The sequence below is a fragment of the Candidatus Dormiibacterota bacterium genome (assembly GCA_035635555.1).
Taxonomy (GTDB): Bacteria; Acidobacteriota; Polarisedimenticolia; order Gp22-AA2; family Gp22-AA2; genus Gp22-AA3.
In genome coordinates this window covers 39,135-54,414 of record DASQAT010000059.1, presented here as the reverse complement: position 1 = coordinate 54,414, position 15,280 = coordinate 39,135, and the positions used below count along the sequence as shown (strand labels likewise).

The window sequence follows — 15,280 nt, the reverse complement described above, 5'->3', positions numbered from 1 at the left end:
AGGAACGTGCTCAGCGCTTCACCGCCGGACCGAAGACCTGGGTCGGGAAGCCCCTCCGGAGCATTTCGATGAACACGTTCCGCCCGCTCTTGTGCTTCGGAACGGGGAAGGCGTACGTGGCGGTCCCACCCGTGATGCACTGCTCGCACGGGATCCTCACCGTGTTCAGCTGGATCCTGTTCCCCTGCGTGTCGTAGAGGATCACGTTGAAGCCGACGAGGTCGGTCTCGATCGACGTGCCCCAGGTGACGGTCCCGGACCCCTTGCCGAGATCGCTCGAGGTGCTGATGAAGATATCGATCACCTTCTCCTCGCCGGGGAAGCCGTTGCAGAACGAGAACGGGTCGCAGGCGTCGCCGATGCCGTCGTGGTCGCAGTCCTCCTGGCCCGGGTTCGTCTTGCCGATGCAGTTGTCGCACACGTCCCCCACCCCGTCGCCGTCGAAATCGTCCTGATCCTGGTTCACAAGGATGTGGCAGTTGTCGCAGGCATCCCCCAGTCCGTCGTGGTCGAGGTCGGCCTGGAGCGGATCGGCCACGGTCGGGCAGTCGTCGCAGGCGTCCCCCAGGCCGTCGTGGTCGGTATCGTGCTGATCGGTGTTCGCCAGGTCCGGGCAGCTGTCGCCCAGATCGGTGACGCCGTCCCCGTCGGCGTCCGTCGAGCCGCTGTTGAGCAGGACGGAGCCGCTCCCCGAGGCGAGCGCCGCGGCGAGATCGCCGAGCCCATCCCCGTTGAAGTCGGCCGAGGCGAGCGCCGTGGGAGTGTCCCCGGTCAGGAAGGGGCCGCGGAACAGGAACGAGCCGCCGCCCCGGTTCAGGAACACCTGAAGCCGGCCCTTGTCGGGCAGCACCGACGCGACGTCGTCCCGGCCGTCCCCGTTCAGGTCGGCGACGATTCCCGAAAGACCCACGGGCGAGGGCGCCGCGAGCACCGGCGCCGTCGCCGCCGTTCCGCCGGGAGGAGGGGATACGAACGTCCCGTCGTACCAGTGCAGGATCGTCGGGGCAGACAGGGCGCCGTTCGCGCGGCTGTAGAAGATGAAGATGTCGTCGAATGGCGTGAACACCGCCAGATCCTCCTTCGGGTCGGTGTTGAAGTCCCCCACGGCGACGCTGGCCGAAGGCGGGAAACCGGGCGAACGGACCGGCGGCCGGAAAGTACCGTCGCCGTTGCCGAGAAAGACCCAGAACTCCTGATCCTGGCTCTCCCCCACCGCCAGATCCGGCCGCCCGTCTCCGTCGAAATCGCCAGCGGCGACCGCGGACGGCGCCGCGCCCGCGAAGAGCGGCGCCGCCGCCGTGAACGAGCCGTTCCCGCCGCCGAACAGGAGGGAGACTCCTCCCGGTGCCGCGCCGGGCCGGCCCCGGTCGGCCACGGCCAGATCGATTGCACCGTCGCCGTTGAGATCGACCGCGGCCAGGGACACCGGCACGGCCCCGGCGGGCAGGCGTGTCTCCGCGAACGTGCCGTCCCCTCTCCCGAAGAGGATCGACAGGTCGTCCGAGCCTTCGTTGGCCATCGCCAGGTCGGTGCTGCCATCGTTGTCGAGATCGGCCCGCACCAGGGACGACGGATCGGTCCCCACGGAGCCCGCGGAACCGGCGGCGAGCGTCCCGTCCCCCGCGCCCAGGAGGATCGACACGTCTCCGGGAGTGTTGCCGCAGATCGGCTGGCAGGTGAACACGCCGCCGTTCGCCACCGCCAGGTCGGCGCGGCCGTCACCGTCGAAATCCCCGGAGACGGCGGAGCGGACGCGACCGGCGGTGAACCGGGAGCGCGCTCCGAACGTCGCACCCTCGGGGTCGAGGAGGAGTCCCATGTCCGGTCCGAACACGTCCTGCCGGGGGGTGCCGGTCATGACGACGTCGTCCCGCCCGTTCCCGTTGAAATCGGCCGCCGCGATCCGGATGGTGCCGCCCGTGGCGACGAACCTCCTCTCCGGCCCGAACGTGCCGTCTCCGTGCCCGTTGAGCAGCGCGATGTCCGTGCCCCCGACCACGAGGGCCAGATCCGGGATGGCGTCGGCGTCGAAGTCTCCGAGAGTCATGTCCAGGACGGCCCCCTCCACTCCGATCCGCCCCATCGGGGCAAAGGTCCCGTCCCCCAGGCCGCGAAGCAGCGTGACATCACCGGCGAAGTCCGGTCCGGCGCCGCGATCGGCGACCGCCAGGTCGGGCCGGGCGTCGCCGTCCAGGTCGCGCACCGCGAGGGCTGCCGGCGACGGGCCGGTCGCAATCCGGATCTCCGGTGCGAAGGCCCCGTGGCCGTCGCCGAGGAAGATCGACACGTCGTTCGAGGACGAGTTGCCGGCGATCAGATCGGCCCGGCCGTCGCCGTTCAGGTCGGCAACGGCGACGGCGTCGGGATGATCGCCCTCCTTGATGATGGTCCGGGGGCCGAGCGTTCCGTCGCCGCGCCCCAGGAAGATCTCGACATCCCCCGGAACGTCCGGACAGGTCGGACAGAAGGTTCCGCCCTGAGCGGCGCCGGCCACGTCGAGGTGGCCGTCGCCGTTGAGGTCCGCCACGGCGACATCCATCACCGGAATGCCGGCGAAGAAATCCAGGTCCTCCTCGAAGGAGCCGTCTCCGCGGCCGGGGAGCACGATCAGCCTGGACGGTCCGGCGCTCACGATGTCGGGATGGCCGTCCTCGTTCAGGTCCCCTACCGCGATCGAGTCGAGGGGGTAGGCCTCGTACTGGACCTGCCGCGAGAACGTGCCGCGGCCGCTGCCCAGCACCACCGCGATCGCCAGGGTGTTCTCCTGGGTGACGGCATAGTCCAGCCGGCCGTCGGCGTTGAAATCGGCGGCGACGACGTCCGTGCCGCGGATCCCCACGACGGAGAGCGTGTTCGGAAAGAGCGGCTCGGCGTGGCCGGGAAGGGAGAGCAGCGCCGCCGCGACCACGACGGGCAGGAGGAAGGTCGTCCTCATCGTCGCACCTCGTGCGTCCGGGCGCGGCCGGACGGGCAGACGGGTTTCCGCAGAGGAATCGCGTGGTATCTGAGAGGAATGTACCGCGGTCCCTTGCCGGATCAACCGGGAACTGCGGGTCCTCTGCGATCCGAGGACCCCGGGGACCGGGAGAGCGGGGGGACGAGAGCGAGGTCGGCACCCGGGTCGGTCCCCTGGGTGCCCTTGCCGCGGAGCGGGCTGGCCCCGGCGAGCCGAAAGTCGCCGTGACCGTAGTCGACGAAGCCGACCCCCGCGATGGAGGAGGGATAGAAATTATCGGCGGGGTACCGCCGCGGGGCCGGATTCGCGATGACGACGTTCTTGCGGAACTCGAACCCGGGGAAATAGTGCTCGAGCGCCGGCAGGCCGCTGCCCAGGCCGCTGCCGAAGACTCCGTACGTGTTGTGCTCGACGATGTTGTCCCGGAACACCAGGCCCGGGCTCGGCGCCAGGTCGGCGGCGATGATGCTGCCGGTGTGGAACGCCGTGTTGTGCTCGATCGTGACGCCCGATGCTCCGTCGACGATCTGGAACAATGTCCCCGACCCTTCCCTGCCGGGCGACCCGATGTCGATGAACAGGTTGTTCGCGATCTCGAGACGCGTGGTCCGTCCCGCGCGCGCCGGCGACGTGTTGTCGATCCCGAGGATGTTGACACCGGACGTCGTGTTCCTTACGACGTTGTTCGCGAAGGTCACGTCCTGGACCACGGCCCAGGGCGCCTTGTCCCCCTCGGTGCGCACCGTGAACAGGATTCCGAACCCGTCCTGTCCGTCGACCCAGTTGTTCTCCAGCACGTTGTGCTCGACCAGGACGCGCCGGGCGTTTTTCAGCTCGAAGATGTTCTTGACCGACCAATGCGTCCCCTCGAACGACGGATCGTCCGCCTTCCAGGCCGGCGGCTTGTACAGGTGGTTGTCGCGCACTTCGATGTCGGAGGGGACCAGACCGGGGATGGAGGGGGGCGACCCCCCGAAGATGATGTTCTCCCCCGCTCCCTCGAGATGGTTGTTGACGATCCTGAACGGACCGGGGCCGTTCCAGCCCGCGATCGCCTGCGAATCGGCCCCGGGCTCCTTGAAGTCGGCGAGCCAGGAATCGATGACGGCCGTGTCGCTGGAGTTGAGGGCGATCCCCCGCCGGGTCCCTTTGCGAGGATCGCCGTGGAGATAGCAGCGATCGACGACGATGTGGTGCGGCAGGCTGTCCGCCGAGGTCTCGTCGTTCCCGAGAAGGACGAGACCGTAGAGGAACGCGCCGGTCGCAGGACGGATCTCGAGCCCGACGAACCGATAGTGGTGCGCTCCCGGCGCCGTCCGGATCACGGCGCCGGACGCGGACTCGAGCCTGGGCATGATGCGCGCGAACGACGGGTCGACGCGCGTCCCGGGGGGCGGCAGATCGCCGTTCCCCGCGCCCGTCCGGACGACGATCCATCCCGAACCCTCCTTCCTGGGAAGCGTGAACGGTCCCCGGTAGACCGCCCCCGCCTGCAGGACGATGACGTCCCCCGGAGCCGCCTTGTCGAGCGCTTCCTGGAGATCGCCGCCGGCGGCGACGGCGAGGGTCTTCCCCGCGGGGGCTGGGAACGCGGTGTCGACGGTGGTCCGCGGTCGTTCGACCTTCCCGATGGACGAAGACGCCAGCGGAAGAGCCGCGAGCACCGCCGCCACCGCGAGCGTCCTCACCGGGATTCCACCTGTTCGCGCCGGTGCGCCGGCGCCTTCACAGCGCCGCGCGTCAGATCGATCACCGTCTGCCCGGGTCCGATGTCCGCCAGCACGCCGGCCGCCTCCTCGCCGGGGCGGCCGATGACGAGGACGTCCGCGTGGGCCAGGAGCGCCGGCGCGCTGCCGCACATCAACGACGCGATGTGCGGGATCTCCTCACGGATGAAGCGGCGGTTCGCGCCCACCAGCCGGGCGATCGAGACGCTCCGGTCGAGGATGCGGACGTCGCACCCCTTGCCGACGAGCGTCTCCACGAGCGCGACCATGGGACTCTCCCGGAGATCGTCCGTCCCCGGCTTGAACGACAGGCCGACGATCCCGACGCGCTTCTTGCGGGTCCGCAGGACCGTCTCGACGGCCCGGCGGATCTGCTCGTCGTTCGAAGGCAGAATGGACGAAAGGAGCGGCAGCGGCAGGTCCGCCTGGCGGCCGGCGTGGACGAGGGCGCGCAGGTCCTTCGGCAGGCACGATCCTCCGAACGCGAAGCCTGGGCGAAGGTAGGCCTCGGAGACATTGAGCTTCCGGTCCATGAGGAAGATCCGCATGACCTCCGCGGCATCGACACCCAGGGCCTGGCACGCGTCCGCGATCTCGTTGCCGAAGCAGACCTTGAGGGCGTGGAAGGCGTTGCAGACGTACTTGACGGTCTCGGCGACCCGCAGAGTCGTGTGAATGAACGGGGCGTCGACGCCGGTATAGAGCGATCGGAACAGGAAGGCGGTCGCGGGATCGTCGCACCCGAAGAGCGTGAACGGGGGCTGCGCGAAGTCGCGCAGGGAGGACCCCTCGCGCATGAACTCGGGATTCACGGCGACCCGCAGCGGCCCTCGCTGTCCCTGCAGCGGCCCCGAGAACAGCGAGGGAAGGAGGACTCTCTCGGTCGTGCCGGGGAGAACCGTGCTGCGCAGCACCACGGTGAACGGCTCTTCGCGGCCCGCGAGCGCCAGGCCGATCTCGCGGCCCACGCGCTCGATCGCCGCGACGTCCGGCTGCCCGTTGGCGCGCCCCGGAGTCCCGACGCAGATCAACGCCACGTCGGAGCCCTCCACCGCCTCCTTCGGATCGGTCGTGGCTCGAAGCCGCCTCTCGCCGACGACCTCCTCGAGCAGCCCGCCCAGCCCTGCCTCGACGACGGGCGGCATCGCCTCGTTCAGCATGGACACTTTGTCCGGGTCCACATCGACACCGATCACCTCGTGCCCGGTCTTCGCCAGGCAGGCGGCGGTCACGCAACCGACGTACCCGAGCCCGAACACACTAACGCGCACGACGGATCTCCACCTCTCTCTCGTCCGGGCGCCGCGCCAGAAGCTCCTCCGCCTGGCGGCGGACGCAGGCTTCGATGAGATCGTAGCGGCGGCGGATCTCCGTCACGTCTCCATCGTAGGGATCGGGAATGTCGATCGGCCGCGGGACGCGGCCGCCTCCCTCCGAGTGGAACAGCCTGATCCTGTCGGTGAAGTCCGGATGGCGCGCGCGCAGCTCCGCCTCGATGAGGGAGTCCATCGGGACGATGAGTGCGGCGCGCTCCAGGAGCGCGCGCGACACCGGCCGCGCCTGATGGCTCTCGAGATCGATCCCGAAATGCCGGGCGGCGATGCGCGCACGCGGGTCGGCGGGCTGGCCCTTGCGGGCGTAGAGACCGGCCGAGCTCACCTCGACCGCACGTCCGCCCCGATCGTCGAGGCACCGCTTCAGGAGCGCCTCCGCCATCGGGCTGCGGATGATGTTGCCGCGGCAGATGTACACGACGCTGTGGACCGCCCGGGGCGGCTCCCCCGGTGCTGTGCGCAGGCCGAGGGCGCGCCTGAACCTGAGACTCCAGTAGATCCGGATCTGCCGCGCGTCGAGGGTCCGGTGCGCCCTCGCCAGCGTCAGGATCCCGCGCGGCAGCCATCGCCTGCCGCGCCGGAGGATCGGGATGCGGCCGGCGCTCCCGCCCGTGGTCCGCCCGGCGCGGGCCCGCCCGACGGCCTCGGCGCAGAGCACCTCGAAGTCCTCCGCCACCCGCGGCCAGCCGAAACGGTCCTCGACCAGCCGCCGTCCCGCCGCGCCGAGCGCGGCGCGGCGCCGGGGATCGCGCAGGAGCGAGACGATGGCCCGCGCGAACTCCTTGGGATCGTCCACCTGCAGGAAGTGCACGCCCGGGACGAGCGGAAGCCCCTCCGCCCCCACGGTCGTCGAGACCACGGCCTTCCCCGCCGCCAGCGCCTCGAATATCTTGAGACGCGTCCCGCCGCCGATTCGCAACGGCACGACGTACACCATCCCCTCCGAGAGATAGGGGCGCACGTCCGGGACGGTCCCGGTGACGCGCGCACCGGCGGCGGCCGCGGCGGCGCGCAGCCGGGCCGTCGGGTTCCGTCCGACCACCGAGAACGAGACGTCCGGGACGTAGGTCCGGACAACGGGAAGGATCTCGCCCAGGAAGTGCAGGATCGCGTCCTCGTTCGGATACCAGTCCATCGAGCCGGTGAAGACGATCGACGGACGCGGCGATTCCTCGCCGCCCGGCGTGAAGTAGGTGGCGTCGACCCCCGTGGGGACGGCGCTCACCGGGGCGCCCACGGAGCCGGCCGCGAGCAGCGCGGCGTCCGCCTCGGACACCGCCACGGTCAGGTCCGCGCGGGCGCATGCCCGCGACTCGGCCCGGCGCATCTTCCGCCACTCGATCGCCAGCGGCAGGCGAATCCACGGCCGTCGTTCGATCGAGCCCAGCCGTCTCCAGATCAGGTGCTCCACGTTGTGGGCGAAGAACAGCACGGGCAGCGGCCCGTCCAGGGGGACGTTCACCGTGGCGCTGAGGAAATCCGCGACGCAGAGATCGGCCCCCCCCGAGAGCGCTCGCCGGCGCACTTCACGCGCCAGGGCCGGGACCTGGAACTTCAGGAGATCGACCGGCAGCGGCGAGAGCCACGAACGCAGGAGCGTCCGCGCGAAGGCGGCGGTGGACCGCTTCGGGATGTCGAACGGGAAGGAGACGACTTCAGCGCGCGGCAGGCGGCGGGCCAGGGCGCCGGCATCGTCGGCCGCGGCGTGCGTCGTGAGGAGGACGACGGAGTGGCGGCGCGACAGCTCCGAGACCAGGTGGAAGCTCCGCAGCCGGCCGCCGGTCTCGAGCGGCCACAGCCCCCCGACCTTGACCCAGAGGATCCTCAAGCCGGGGCCTCAGACATGGGGCGCCCTCTCGAGCACCGGCAGAGGCTGCCCGGGCGCGCGGCCGCCGGGACCGCGCAGCGCCGCCCCGGCGAGTGCTATGAAGAACGGCAGAGGATCGGCCGGCCACAGGTCGTCGTAGTGCAGGTCCCTCCCGGCCGGCTTCAGGAAGTCGAGGACGGTCCTCAGTCGGGAGGGGTAGCTGTCGGTCCATCCGGCCGGCCGTCCACGCAGCACCCGCACGAGGTGCTGCACGTCTCCCGCGAGCCAGCGGCAGCGGACTCCCATCCGGTAGTCGAAGCGCTCCTCACACTTCCCCTCGACGGCGAGGGTATAAAGGAGGAACGGGAAGTCCACGCCGCTGGCGACCGCGAGCGGCAGCGAGTTCCAGAAGCGGCCGTTGATCTCCATCAGTCGCGGCCGGCCGTCGCGCGCGTCCCTCTTGAACTCGACCATGGCCACGCCGTGCCAGGAGAGAGCCTCCAGGAGAGCGCGCGCCGCCTCGGCCATGTCGGGCGGCGGCGATACGCTCTCGCGCAGCGAGCTCCCCGAGCCGGTCGGCTGGATCATGCGCAGCCGCCGGTGCGCGAACAGGGCCCTGGGCCGGCCGCGGTCGTACAGGGCCGAGATGCCGTACCCCTCGCCCGGTATGAACTCCTGGATCAGCGGCGACGGCGCGCGCCGATGCACGGAGAGGTACGCGGCCTCCAGGTCGTCCGGCCCGAAGCAATACACCGGCGGCCCCCCCTTCGTCATGCCGCCGTCCGCCATCAGGTACTCGGAGCACCGGGGCTTGATCACCGCGGGATAGGTCAGGCGCGAGCGCACCGCCGCGACGTCGGACGGGTTCGACAGCACGATTGTCCTCGGCACGGCGATCCCGAGCGACGCCGCCAGGCCGATCGTCGCCTGCTTGTCGAACGCGACGCGCAGGGATTCCTCGGAGGGAAGCGGCGCCAGCCTGGTCCGGGATTCGATCTCCCGGCGCATCGGGCCCATCGCCAGGATCGTCCGCTCCGTCATCGGCATGAGGAGATCCGGCCGGTGGACGTCGAGGAGCCGGCGCAGGCCTTCCTGGAACTCCCTCACGCCGCGGATCGGCGAGGGGTAAAGGGCGCGCGCCGCGCAGAAGCGGCTGAACCCGGCCTGCGCCAGCCGGCCGGTCTCGGCCGCGATGACGCGCAGACCGCGGCGCCCGAGCGATCGGACGACCGCCAGGGCGTGGTTTCCGGAGGCGTCGGTGACCAGGACGCTCATGTCCGTGTGAACCCGGCCCCCAGCCCGGAGGTCTCATCGAACGGCAGCCCGGCATCGACCCGATCCCGCCGCGCCACGAGGCGCTGGCAGATCGACTTGACCGTGCCCACCCAGTCGTAGGCCCCCGCGAGCTTGCAGCGCACGCGGAAGGGAGTATCGGCCTCCTCCATCGGGATGCGCGGCAGGGCGTAGAGATCCACCCCGGGAGCGCACCGGCCGATCACCGTGGTGCACGCACCGTCGTACTCCATCCCGCGCAGCATCTCCTCGAGACTCTGATCGAAATCCTTGTAGGCCTGTGATCCGAACGGGTAGGCGAAAAGATCGATCGGCGCTCCCAGCCGCTCCGCCAGGATCTCCCTCGATCTGCGGGCTTCGAACTCCGCCTCCGCGCCGGACAGCCGGCCCAGGGATCGATGCGACATGGAATGCGACCCGACCTCGACTCCGTGCCGATGCATGTCCTCGACCTCATCCCAGGACAGCGGCAGCCAGGCCAGCGGGGGCGTGCCGCCGCGCGCGGCCGGGGCGTCCTCGACACCGAGGTGGCGGTAGAACGAGTACCGTCCGACATAACCCGGGACCACGAACAGAGTGGCGGGCAGGCGATGGCGCCGCAGGACCGGGTAGGCGTTCACGAACTGGCCCCGGAAACCGTCGTCGAAGGTCAGCACGACCGAGCGCGCGGGAAGCGGCGTCCGCCCGTCCCGGAGCGCCCGGACCAGGGACGAGAGCGGGATGACCTCGTAGCCGGCGTCGAGGATGGCGAGGATCTGCCGCTCGAACCGGTCCGGGGAGACGCAGTCGGCGCAGGCCGGCACCCCCTCCACGGGACGGCCGACCTGGTGATACAAGAGGATCGGGACGCGGGGCCGCTCTCCCAGGCGGCGGCGCAGCAGGCACCACGGATAGAGCGCCGCCGTGACGGCGCGCTCCAGGCGGAAGAACAAGGTCTCGGCGCAGGACCTCAAGGTATCGATCATGGGTGACGCCTCCCGGCCGCCCCCGCGGCCATTGCAAGACCAGGCGACGCGATCCTGGCCGCGGGCTCGCTCGCGGCCGACATCATGTCGGCGGGGTCCTCACCATCGATGAAGATTCGCTGCCAGATTTCCAGGTTGATCAGGAGCCACAGCCTGTCGGCGTGCCGCGCCGACCCGGAGCGGTGCTCGGCGTAAAGACGCTCGACCTCGGATCGATCGAAGAGACCGCGGCCGAGGGCGCGGGGTCCCAGGACGAGATCGCCGACGAGCGGCGCGAACGGCCCGCGGAACCAGAGACCGACCGGGACCGGGAAGCCCATCTTCCTCCGCGTCAGGATCTCGCGCGGCACCAGCCCCCGGACCGCCTCCCTCAGGATCGCCTTGGTCCGCAGGCCGCGGATCTTGAGATCGGGCGGCAGGGACGCGATGTACTCGACGAACTCGTGGTCCAGGTAGGGGACGCGGCTCTCGATCGAGGCCGCCATGCTCATCTGGTCCTGCTTCATGAGGAGCTCGACCAGGTAAGTCTGGAGGTCGGCGTGGCTCATCTTCTGGAGCGAGGAGCCGGCGGTCTCCCCGTAGCAGCGCAACCCGACGGCATACGGGTCGCGGGCGTCGAGCGGGCCGCGGTCCAGAAGGAGCGTCTTGAGCCGCGCCTCGGGAAACACCGCGAAGTTCTCGAAGAACGACTCTCGCGGGCCGGACCCGAACGCCAGGAATGTCCGCGAGGCGTACCGGCGGGCCGGCCGTGGCAGCGTCGTGACGAGGCGTCCCGCGGCGTCCCTCAGGATCGGGGGCACCAGCGCGCCGTAGGCCGCGCCCAGACGCTCGTTCCAGCGCGTGACCCGGTAGCGGTTATAGCCGAGGAAGAGCTCGTCCGCCCCTTCTCCCGTCAGCACCACCTTGACGTGCTCCGCCGCCAGCCGGGAAACGAAGTGAAGCGGAACGCTCGAGGGAAAGGCGATCGGCTCGTCCTCGTGCCAGACGAGGCGCGGCAGGGCGTGGAAGAATTCCCCGGCGGACATGACCACCTCGCGGTGCACAGCGCCGACGGAGCGCGCCGCGAGCCGCGCGTACGCCAGCTCGTCGGCATCCTTCTCGGCGAAGCCGACCGCGAAGGTGCGGAGCGGGCGGCCGGCCAGCCTCGCCGCCAGCGCCGCGATGGCCGAGGAATCGATCCCGCCGGACAGGAAGAGGCCCACGGGGACGTCGCTCATGAGGTGGACTCTCACGGCCTCCTCGAGCCGATCCCGCACTCTCACGGCCTCTTCCTGAAGTCCGCCGCCGGCCGGCTCCCGCGGCGCGGGCAGGCTCCAGTAGCGGCGCCCTCCGAACCCGCGCTCGAGGGACCAGGTCAGCGTCCTCCCGGGCAGCAGCTTGCGCACGCCGCGGAAGAAGGTCTCCTCGCCGGAGACGAAGCGGGTCGCCAGGAACTCGGGGAGGACCGCTTCGTCGAGCGCGGCCCGCACCGAGCCCGCGGCCAGGATCGCCTTGATCTCCGAGGCGAACAGCAGCTCGGAGTCGGTCAGGGCGTAGTAGAGCGGCTTGATCCCGAGGCGATCGCGCGCCAGGAGCAGCCGCCCCTCCCGGCGGTCCCAGAGCGCGAAGGCGAACATGCCGCGCAGTCGCTCGACGCACCCTTCCGCTTCGTCTTCGTAGAGATGCAGGATGGTCTCGGTGTCGCTGCGGGTGCGGTAGCGGTGTCCTTTCGCCTCGAGGAGCGGCCGCAGGACCGGGTGGTTGTAGGTCTCGCCGTTGTGCACGATGACGAGCGAGCCGTCCTCGTTGGTCATCGGCTGGGCGCCGCCGGCGACGTCCATGATCGCCAGACGACGGTGCCCGAGCCCGATCGGTCCTTCGATCCACTGTCCCGACCCGTCCGGCCCCCGGTGCCGGAGCGCGTCGGCCATCCTCTTCAGTCGGCTGGCATCCACCCTTTCGCGGGGGTCGAACCGGACGATTCCGACGATCCCGCACATCGATCTAGGACCTCTCCACGACGAAATCGTCGTCGTCGAAGCGGAAGGACTCTCCCGACGAGTCGAGGCGGAGGCCGGCCAGGCGGCCGTCCCGGAGGAGCGGGAGCACGGAAGGGAGAGGCTCGGACGGTCGATCGCACGGCAGAAGGAGGGTGACGATCCGCACCGGCAGGCGCGTCACGGCCCGGTAGATCAGGACGGGAGCCGCCAGGCGGCGGCCGTAGTCCGGCGACACCCACCCCTGGATCGGCCCGGTCTCCCCCTCGCGCACCTCGCCGGAGAGCGGGACTGTCGCCAGGGGGCGGATCCTGAGATCGTGGCGCCCCGGTCCGTACGCCCGCGCCCACAGCTCCGGATCGACCGTCACGACCATCGGGCCGAACTGGAATCGGAGCTCGACCCGGTGCTCCTCCCGGCCGTCGAGGTCGTCCACGATGATGAAGAACCGCGGCTTGACGAACAGCAGACGGCGGCGGTGCCTCACCGGATCGGACAGACGGCCGTAGGCGTCGTGCTCGGCGTCGGCGAAATCGACGTCGTCCGAGGTGAAGAAGCGGCGCAGGCGCGCCGCGGGCCTCTCCTTCCAGGCGAACGGCCCCGCCGCCTCGGCCTGGGGCCGGCCATCGACGATCACGGTGCTGTGGGCCGCGGTACCGCGGAAGAAATCGCGCCACTCCGGCTCGGCGGTATACCCGTAGGTGCCGGGGTCCGTCAGGAACGGCTTGCCGAACGCGGCGCACTGGATTCCGAGCAGGTCGGCGTGCCCGTGCCCCGCGCTGATGGGACAGCCGAGCGGACCGACGTCGAAGATGAGCTGATGGTCCCGGGGCGACCAGCCGCTGCGCATCACCGCGTACCCGCCTTCGGGGAACAGGCGGGAGGGGTTCACGGCCGGCGGTTCAGGCGTCATCGCCTCGAAGGCTTCGATCCCGGCCCGCCCGAGCAGCCACAGCGTCTCGGGGGCCGCTCCGGCGGCCGCCCAGGCGTAGTCGGCCCGCTCGAACAGGGCCGCCGCGGTCGAGAACACCCCGCGAAGATCCTCGGGACTCCTCTCGTCGAGAGGCAACAGCCAGCCGCCATCGGCGTCACCGATCGAAGGCATCGCTCCGTCGGGGCGCCGCAGCGCCAGCAGGACGTCGAGCATGCGGCAGACCCGCTGTTCCAGGACCTCGGGCAGATCCAGGCCGCTGCGGCGCGCCAGGATCAGGAAATGCAGGTAGATCTCCACGGTGTAGCGCTGGTAGCAGGTGGAGCGCTCGAAATACACACCGTCGGGAAGAATCTGCCGCCCGCTCTCCTCCAGCAGAATCCGCGCGCCCAGCTGTCCCCAGCGCGGGGCGTCGCGCAGGCCCGGGAAGAGGGTGCCGGCGTAGAACAGGCCGAGCGCCTCGCCGGTGAGGTGCGTGTTGGGCGAGTACGATCGCGACAGGTACCGTTCCACGTGCGTGGCGTGCGCCCGGATGGAGGAGAGCATCTGCGTGAACAACCCGTTCGTGAGCGCCGGCGCGCCCCGGAACAGACAGAGGGCCCAGCACCAGGAGATCAGGCGCAGGGCCGCCTCCAGGCTGCTCGTCCAGTTGATTCCGATCCCCTCCGGGTTGGCCTTGAGCCAGTCGCGCACGTGAAGCGCGAACGCCTCGGCGAAGCGGTCGTCCCCCGTGAGACGGAACGCCTGCCCCAGGCGGACCAGCCACTGGTGACGGTTGAGCTCCCAGACCACCTTGCTGTCCCCGACCGCCCGGGCATCGAGCGGATCGATCAGGCTCCAGTGGACCAGCGGGGCGCGTCGCCCCGAGACCGGGTCGAGGTGCCAGTCCACCGGATCGCCGAACGAGAGACCGCGGTACCCGAGCAGATCGAAGCGCCCCTTCCAGAGATCTGAGGCGGTTCGGAGCGCGCGTGTCCGGGCTTCCGGCATCCGGGCTGCCAGGAAGAACGGCGTCGCGCGGGTCATCGCCCCGGCGAAGAACCGCACCGCGCTCACCTTGCGGAAGCGCTCGAGGCGATGCTCGTCCGTGAAGGACCGCATGGGCTCCGGACGCGCCAGGCCCCGCCGCTCCAGCCACTTGCGCCCCTCCTGGCGGCCGCGCTCGGCGAGGCCGCCCATCCCGATGCCGAGCAGACGCTGCAGTCTCATCACGACCGCCCCGCGTACACCGCCGACCACGCCTCCCGCACGCTCGTCCAGGCGTAGTCCCTGATCGCCTCCCGGGCACGCCGCGCGATGAGCAGGGCCCGCTGCGGCTCCTGCAGCAGGGCGGCGACGGCCTGCGCCATCGCATCGGGCCGGTCGGGAGGCACGAGGAGGCCCATCTCCCCCGACCCGACCATGGCGGGGATGTCCCCGGTGCCGGTGGACACGACGGGAAGACCCGAGGCGAAGGCCTCGAGGATCGAGACCGGCTGGTTGTCGATGACCGACGAGTTGACGAAGATGTCCGAGCCTTCGTAAAGGGCCGGCACGTTCTCGGGCTCCACCCGCCCCGCGAACCGGATGCCCTGCGGGCCGAGCCGGGCAGCCACCTGCCGGAGGCGTTCCTCCTCGCTGCCGTACCCCGCGAGGGTCAGAGTCGCCTCGGGGTAGCGGCTCCGCAGGGCGGCGAAGGCCCGCAGGGTGTTCTCCACCCGGTAATGCGGCTCGAAATTGCGGGTGGACAGGAGGCGCGGACGCAGCGGGACGCGCTCGCGGTAGCAGAATCGCGGCGTCTCGATCACGTTCCGGATGACCCGCGCGCGATATCCGTGGACCGCGAAGATCCGTCGCAGGTACTCCGAGGGAACGACGATCTCGTCGACCCGCCGCAGCCACGGGTGGACAAGGGCTCCCCACCGGGCGAGATGCCGCTCCGCTTCACCGCTGTGGTAGTGAAGGATCACGCGCCTGTGGAGAGCCCTCGCCATCGTGATGGCGGCCGCGGGGCCCAGGAGAAACGACCAGTAGGCCGCCGAGAAGACGTGCACGACGTCCGCGTCCCTCAAGCCGCCCAGACTCGGGAGATAGAGCGCTTCGTTCAGCACCGTCCGGGCATACGGCCAGCGGCGCGCCCAGCGGATCGCGGCGGGGAAGGGCGGGTTGACCGGGATGAATGTGACCTCCGCTCCGTCCGCGCGCAGCGCGGCCGCGAGGCTGGCCGCCTGGACGAACTGTCCGCCGAGGATGTCGTGGCTGGCGGCCACCATGGCGATCTTCGGAGACCGTGACGACCGGAGGCCGCGCAT

At 70.6% G+C, this 15,280-nt stretch carries 9 protein-coding genes; all 9 read right to left on the bottom strand.

Annotation, left to right across the window (positions count from 1 at the left end; translation table 11 throughout):
* Positions 1-10: 10 nt before the first annotated feature.
* On the bottom strand, positions 11-2,935 hold the full coding sequence (locus tag VEW47_17960; GenBank protein HYS07067.1) for a VCBS repeat-containing protein: 2,925 nt from the start codon (positions 2,933-2,935) through the stop codon (positions 11-13).
* 101 nt (positions 2,936-3,036) lie between these two features.
* On the bottom strand, positions 3,037-4,644 hold the full coding sequence (locus tag VEW47_17955; GenBank protein HYS07066.1) for a hypothetical protein: 1,608 nt from the start codon (positions 4,642-4,644) through the stop codon (positions 3,037-3,039).
* A complete protein-coding gene (locus VEW47_17950; GenBank protein HYS07065.1) occupies positions 4,641-5,954 on the bottom strand; it encodes a nucleotide sugar dehydrogenase in 1,314 nt (437 codons plus the stop codon). The genes VEW47_17955 and VEW47_17950 overlap by 4 nt, the downstream gene beginning before the upstream one ends.
* Complete coding sequence (locus VEW47_17945; protein HYS07064.1) at positions 5,944-7,845, bottom strand: glycosyltransferase; 1,902 nt, start codon at positions 7,843-7,845, stop codon at positions 5,944-5,946. The genes VEW47_17950 and VEW47_17945 overlap by 11 nt, the downstream gene beginning before the upstream one ends.
* A gap of 9 nt (positions 7,846-7,854) precedes the next feature.
* Positions 7,855-9,099: an ATP-grasp domain-containing protein gene (locus tag VEW47_17940; protein HYS07063.1), complete on the bottom strand. Its 1,245-nt coding sequence runs from the start codon at positions 9,097-9,099 to the stop codon at positions 7,855-7,857.
* A complete protein-coding gene (locus tag VEW47_17935; GenBank protein ID HYS07062.1) occupies positions 9,096-10,082 on the bottom strand; it encodes a polysaccharide deacetylase family protein in 987 nt (328 codons plus the stop codon). Before VEW47_17935 ends, VEW47_17940 begins: the two co-directional genes overlap by 4 nt.
* Complete coding sequence (gene asnB, locus VEW47_17930) at positions 10,079-12,061, bottom strand: asparagine synthase (glutamine-hydrolyzing) (GenBank protein ID HYS07061.1); 1,983 nt, start codon at positions 12,059-12,061, stop codon at positions 10,079-10,081. Before asnB ends, VEW47_17935 begins: the two co-directional genes overlap by 4 nt.
* Positions 12,062-12,065: 4 nt before the next feature.
* A complete protein-coding gene (locus VEW47_17925) occupies positions 12,066-14,198 on the bottom strand; it encodes an alginate lyase family protein (GenBank protein HYS07060.1) in 2,133 nt (710 codons plus the stop codon).
* A complete protein-coding gene (locus VEW47_17920; protein ID HYS07059.1) occupies positions 14,198-15,280 on the bottom strand; it encodes a glycosyltransferase family 4 protein in 1,083 nt (360 codons plus the stop codon). Before VEW47_17920 ends, VEW47_17925 begins: the two co-directional genes overlap by 1 nt.

What these genes read in the sequence shown, in the direction of transcription:
- VEW47_17960 (HYS07067.1), bottom strand. Translation starts at nt 2,935, where the DNA reads ATGAGGACGACCTTCCTCCTGCCCGTCGTGGTCGCGGCGGCGCTGCTC.
- VEW47_17940 (HYS07063.1), bottom strand. Translation starts at nt 9,099, where the DNA reads ATGAGCGTCCTGGTCACCGACGCCTCCGGAAACCACGCCCTGGCGGTC.
- VEW47_17935 (HYS07062.1), bottom strand. Translation starts at nt 10,082, where the DNA reads ATGATCGATACCTTGAGGTCCTGCGCCGAGACCTTGTTCTTCCGCCTG.
- asnB (HYS07061.1), bottom strand. Translation starts at nt 12,061, where the DNA reads ATGTGCGGGATCGTCGGAATCGTCCGGTTCGACCCCCGCGAAAGGGTG.
- VEW47_17925 (HYS07060.1), bottom strand. Translation starts at nt 14,198, where the DNA reads ATGAGACTGCAGCGTCTGCTCGGCATCGGGATGGGCGGCCTCGCCGAG.
- VEW47_17920 (HYS07059.1), bottom strand. Translation starts at nt 15,280, where the DNA reads ATGCGCGGCCTCCGGTCGTCACGGTCTCCGAAGATCGCCATGGTGGCC.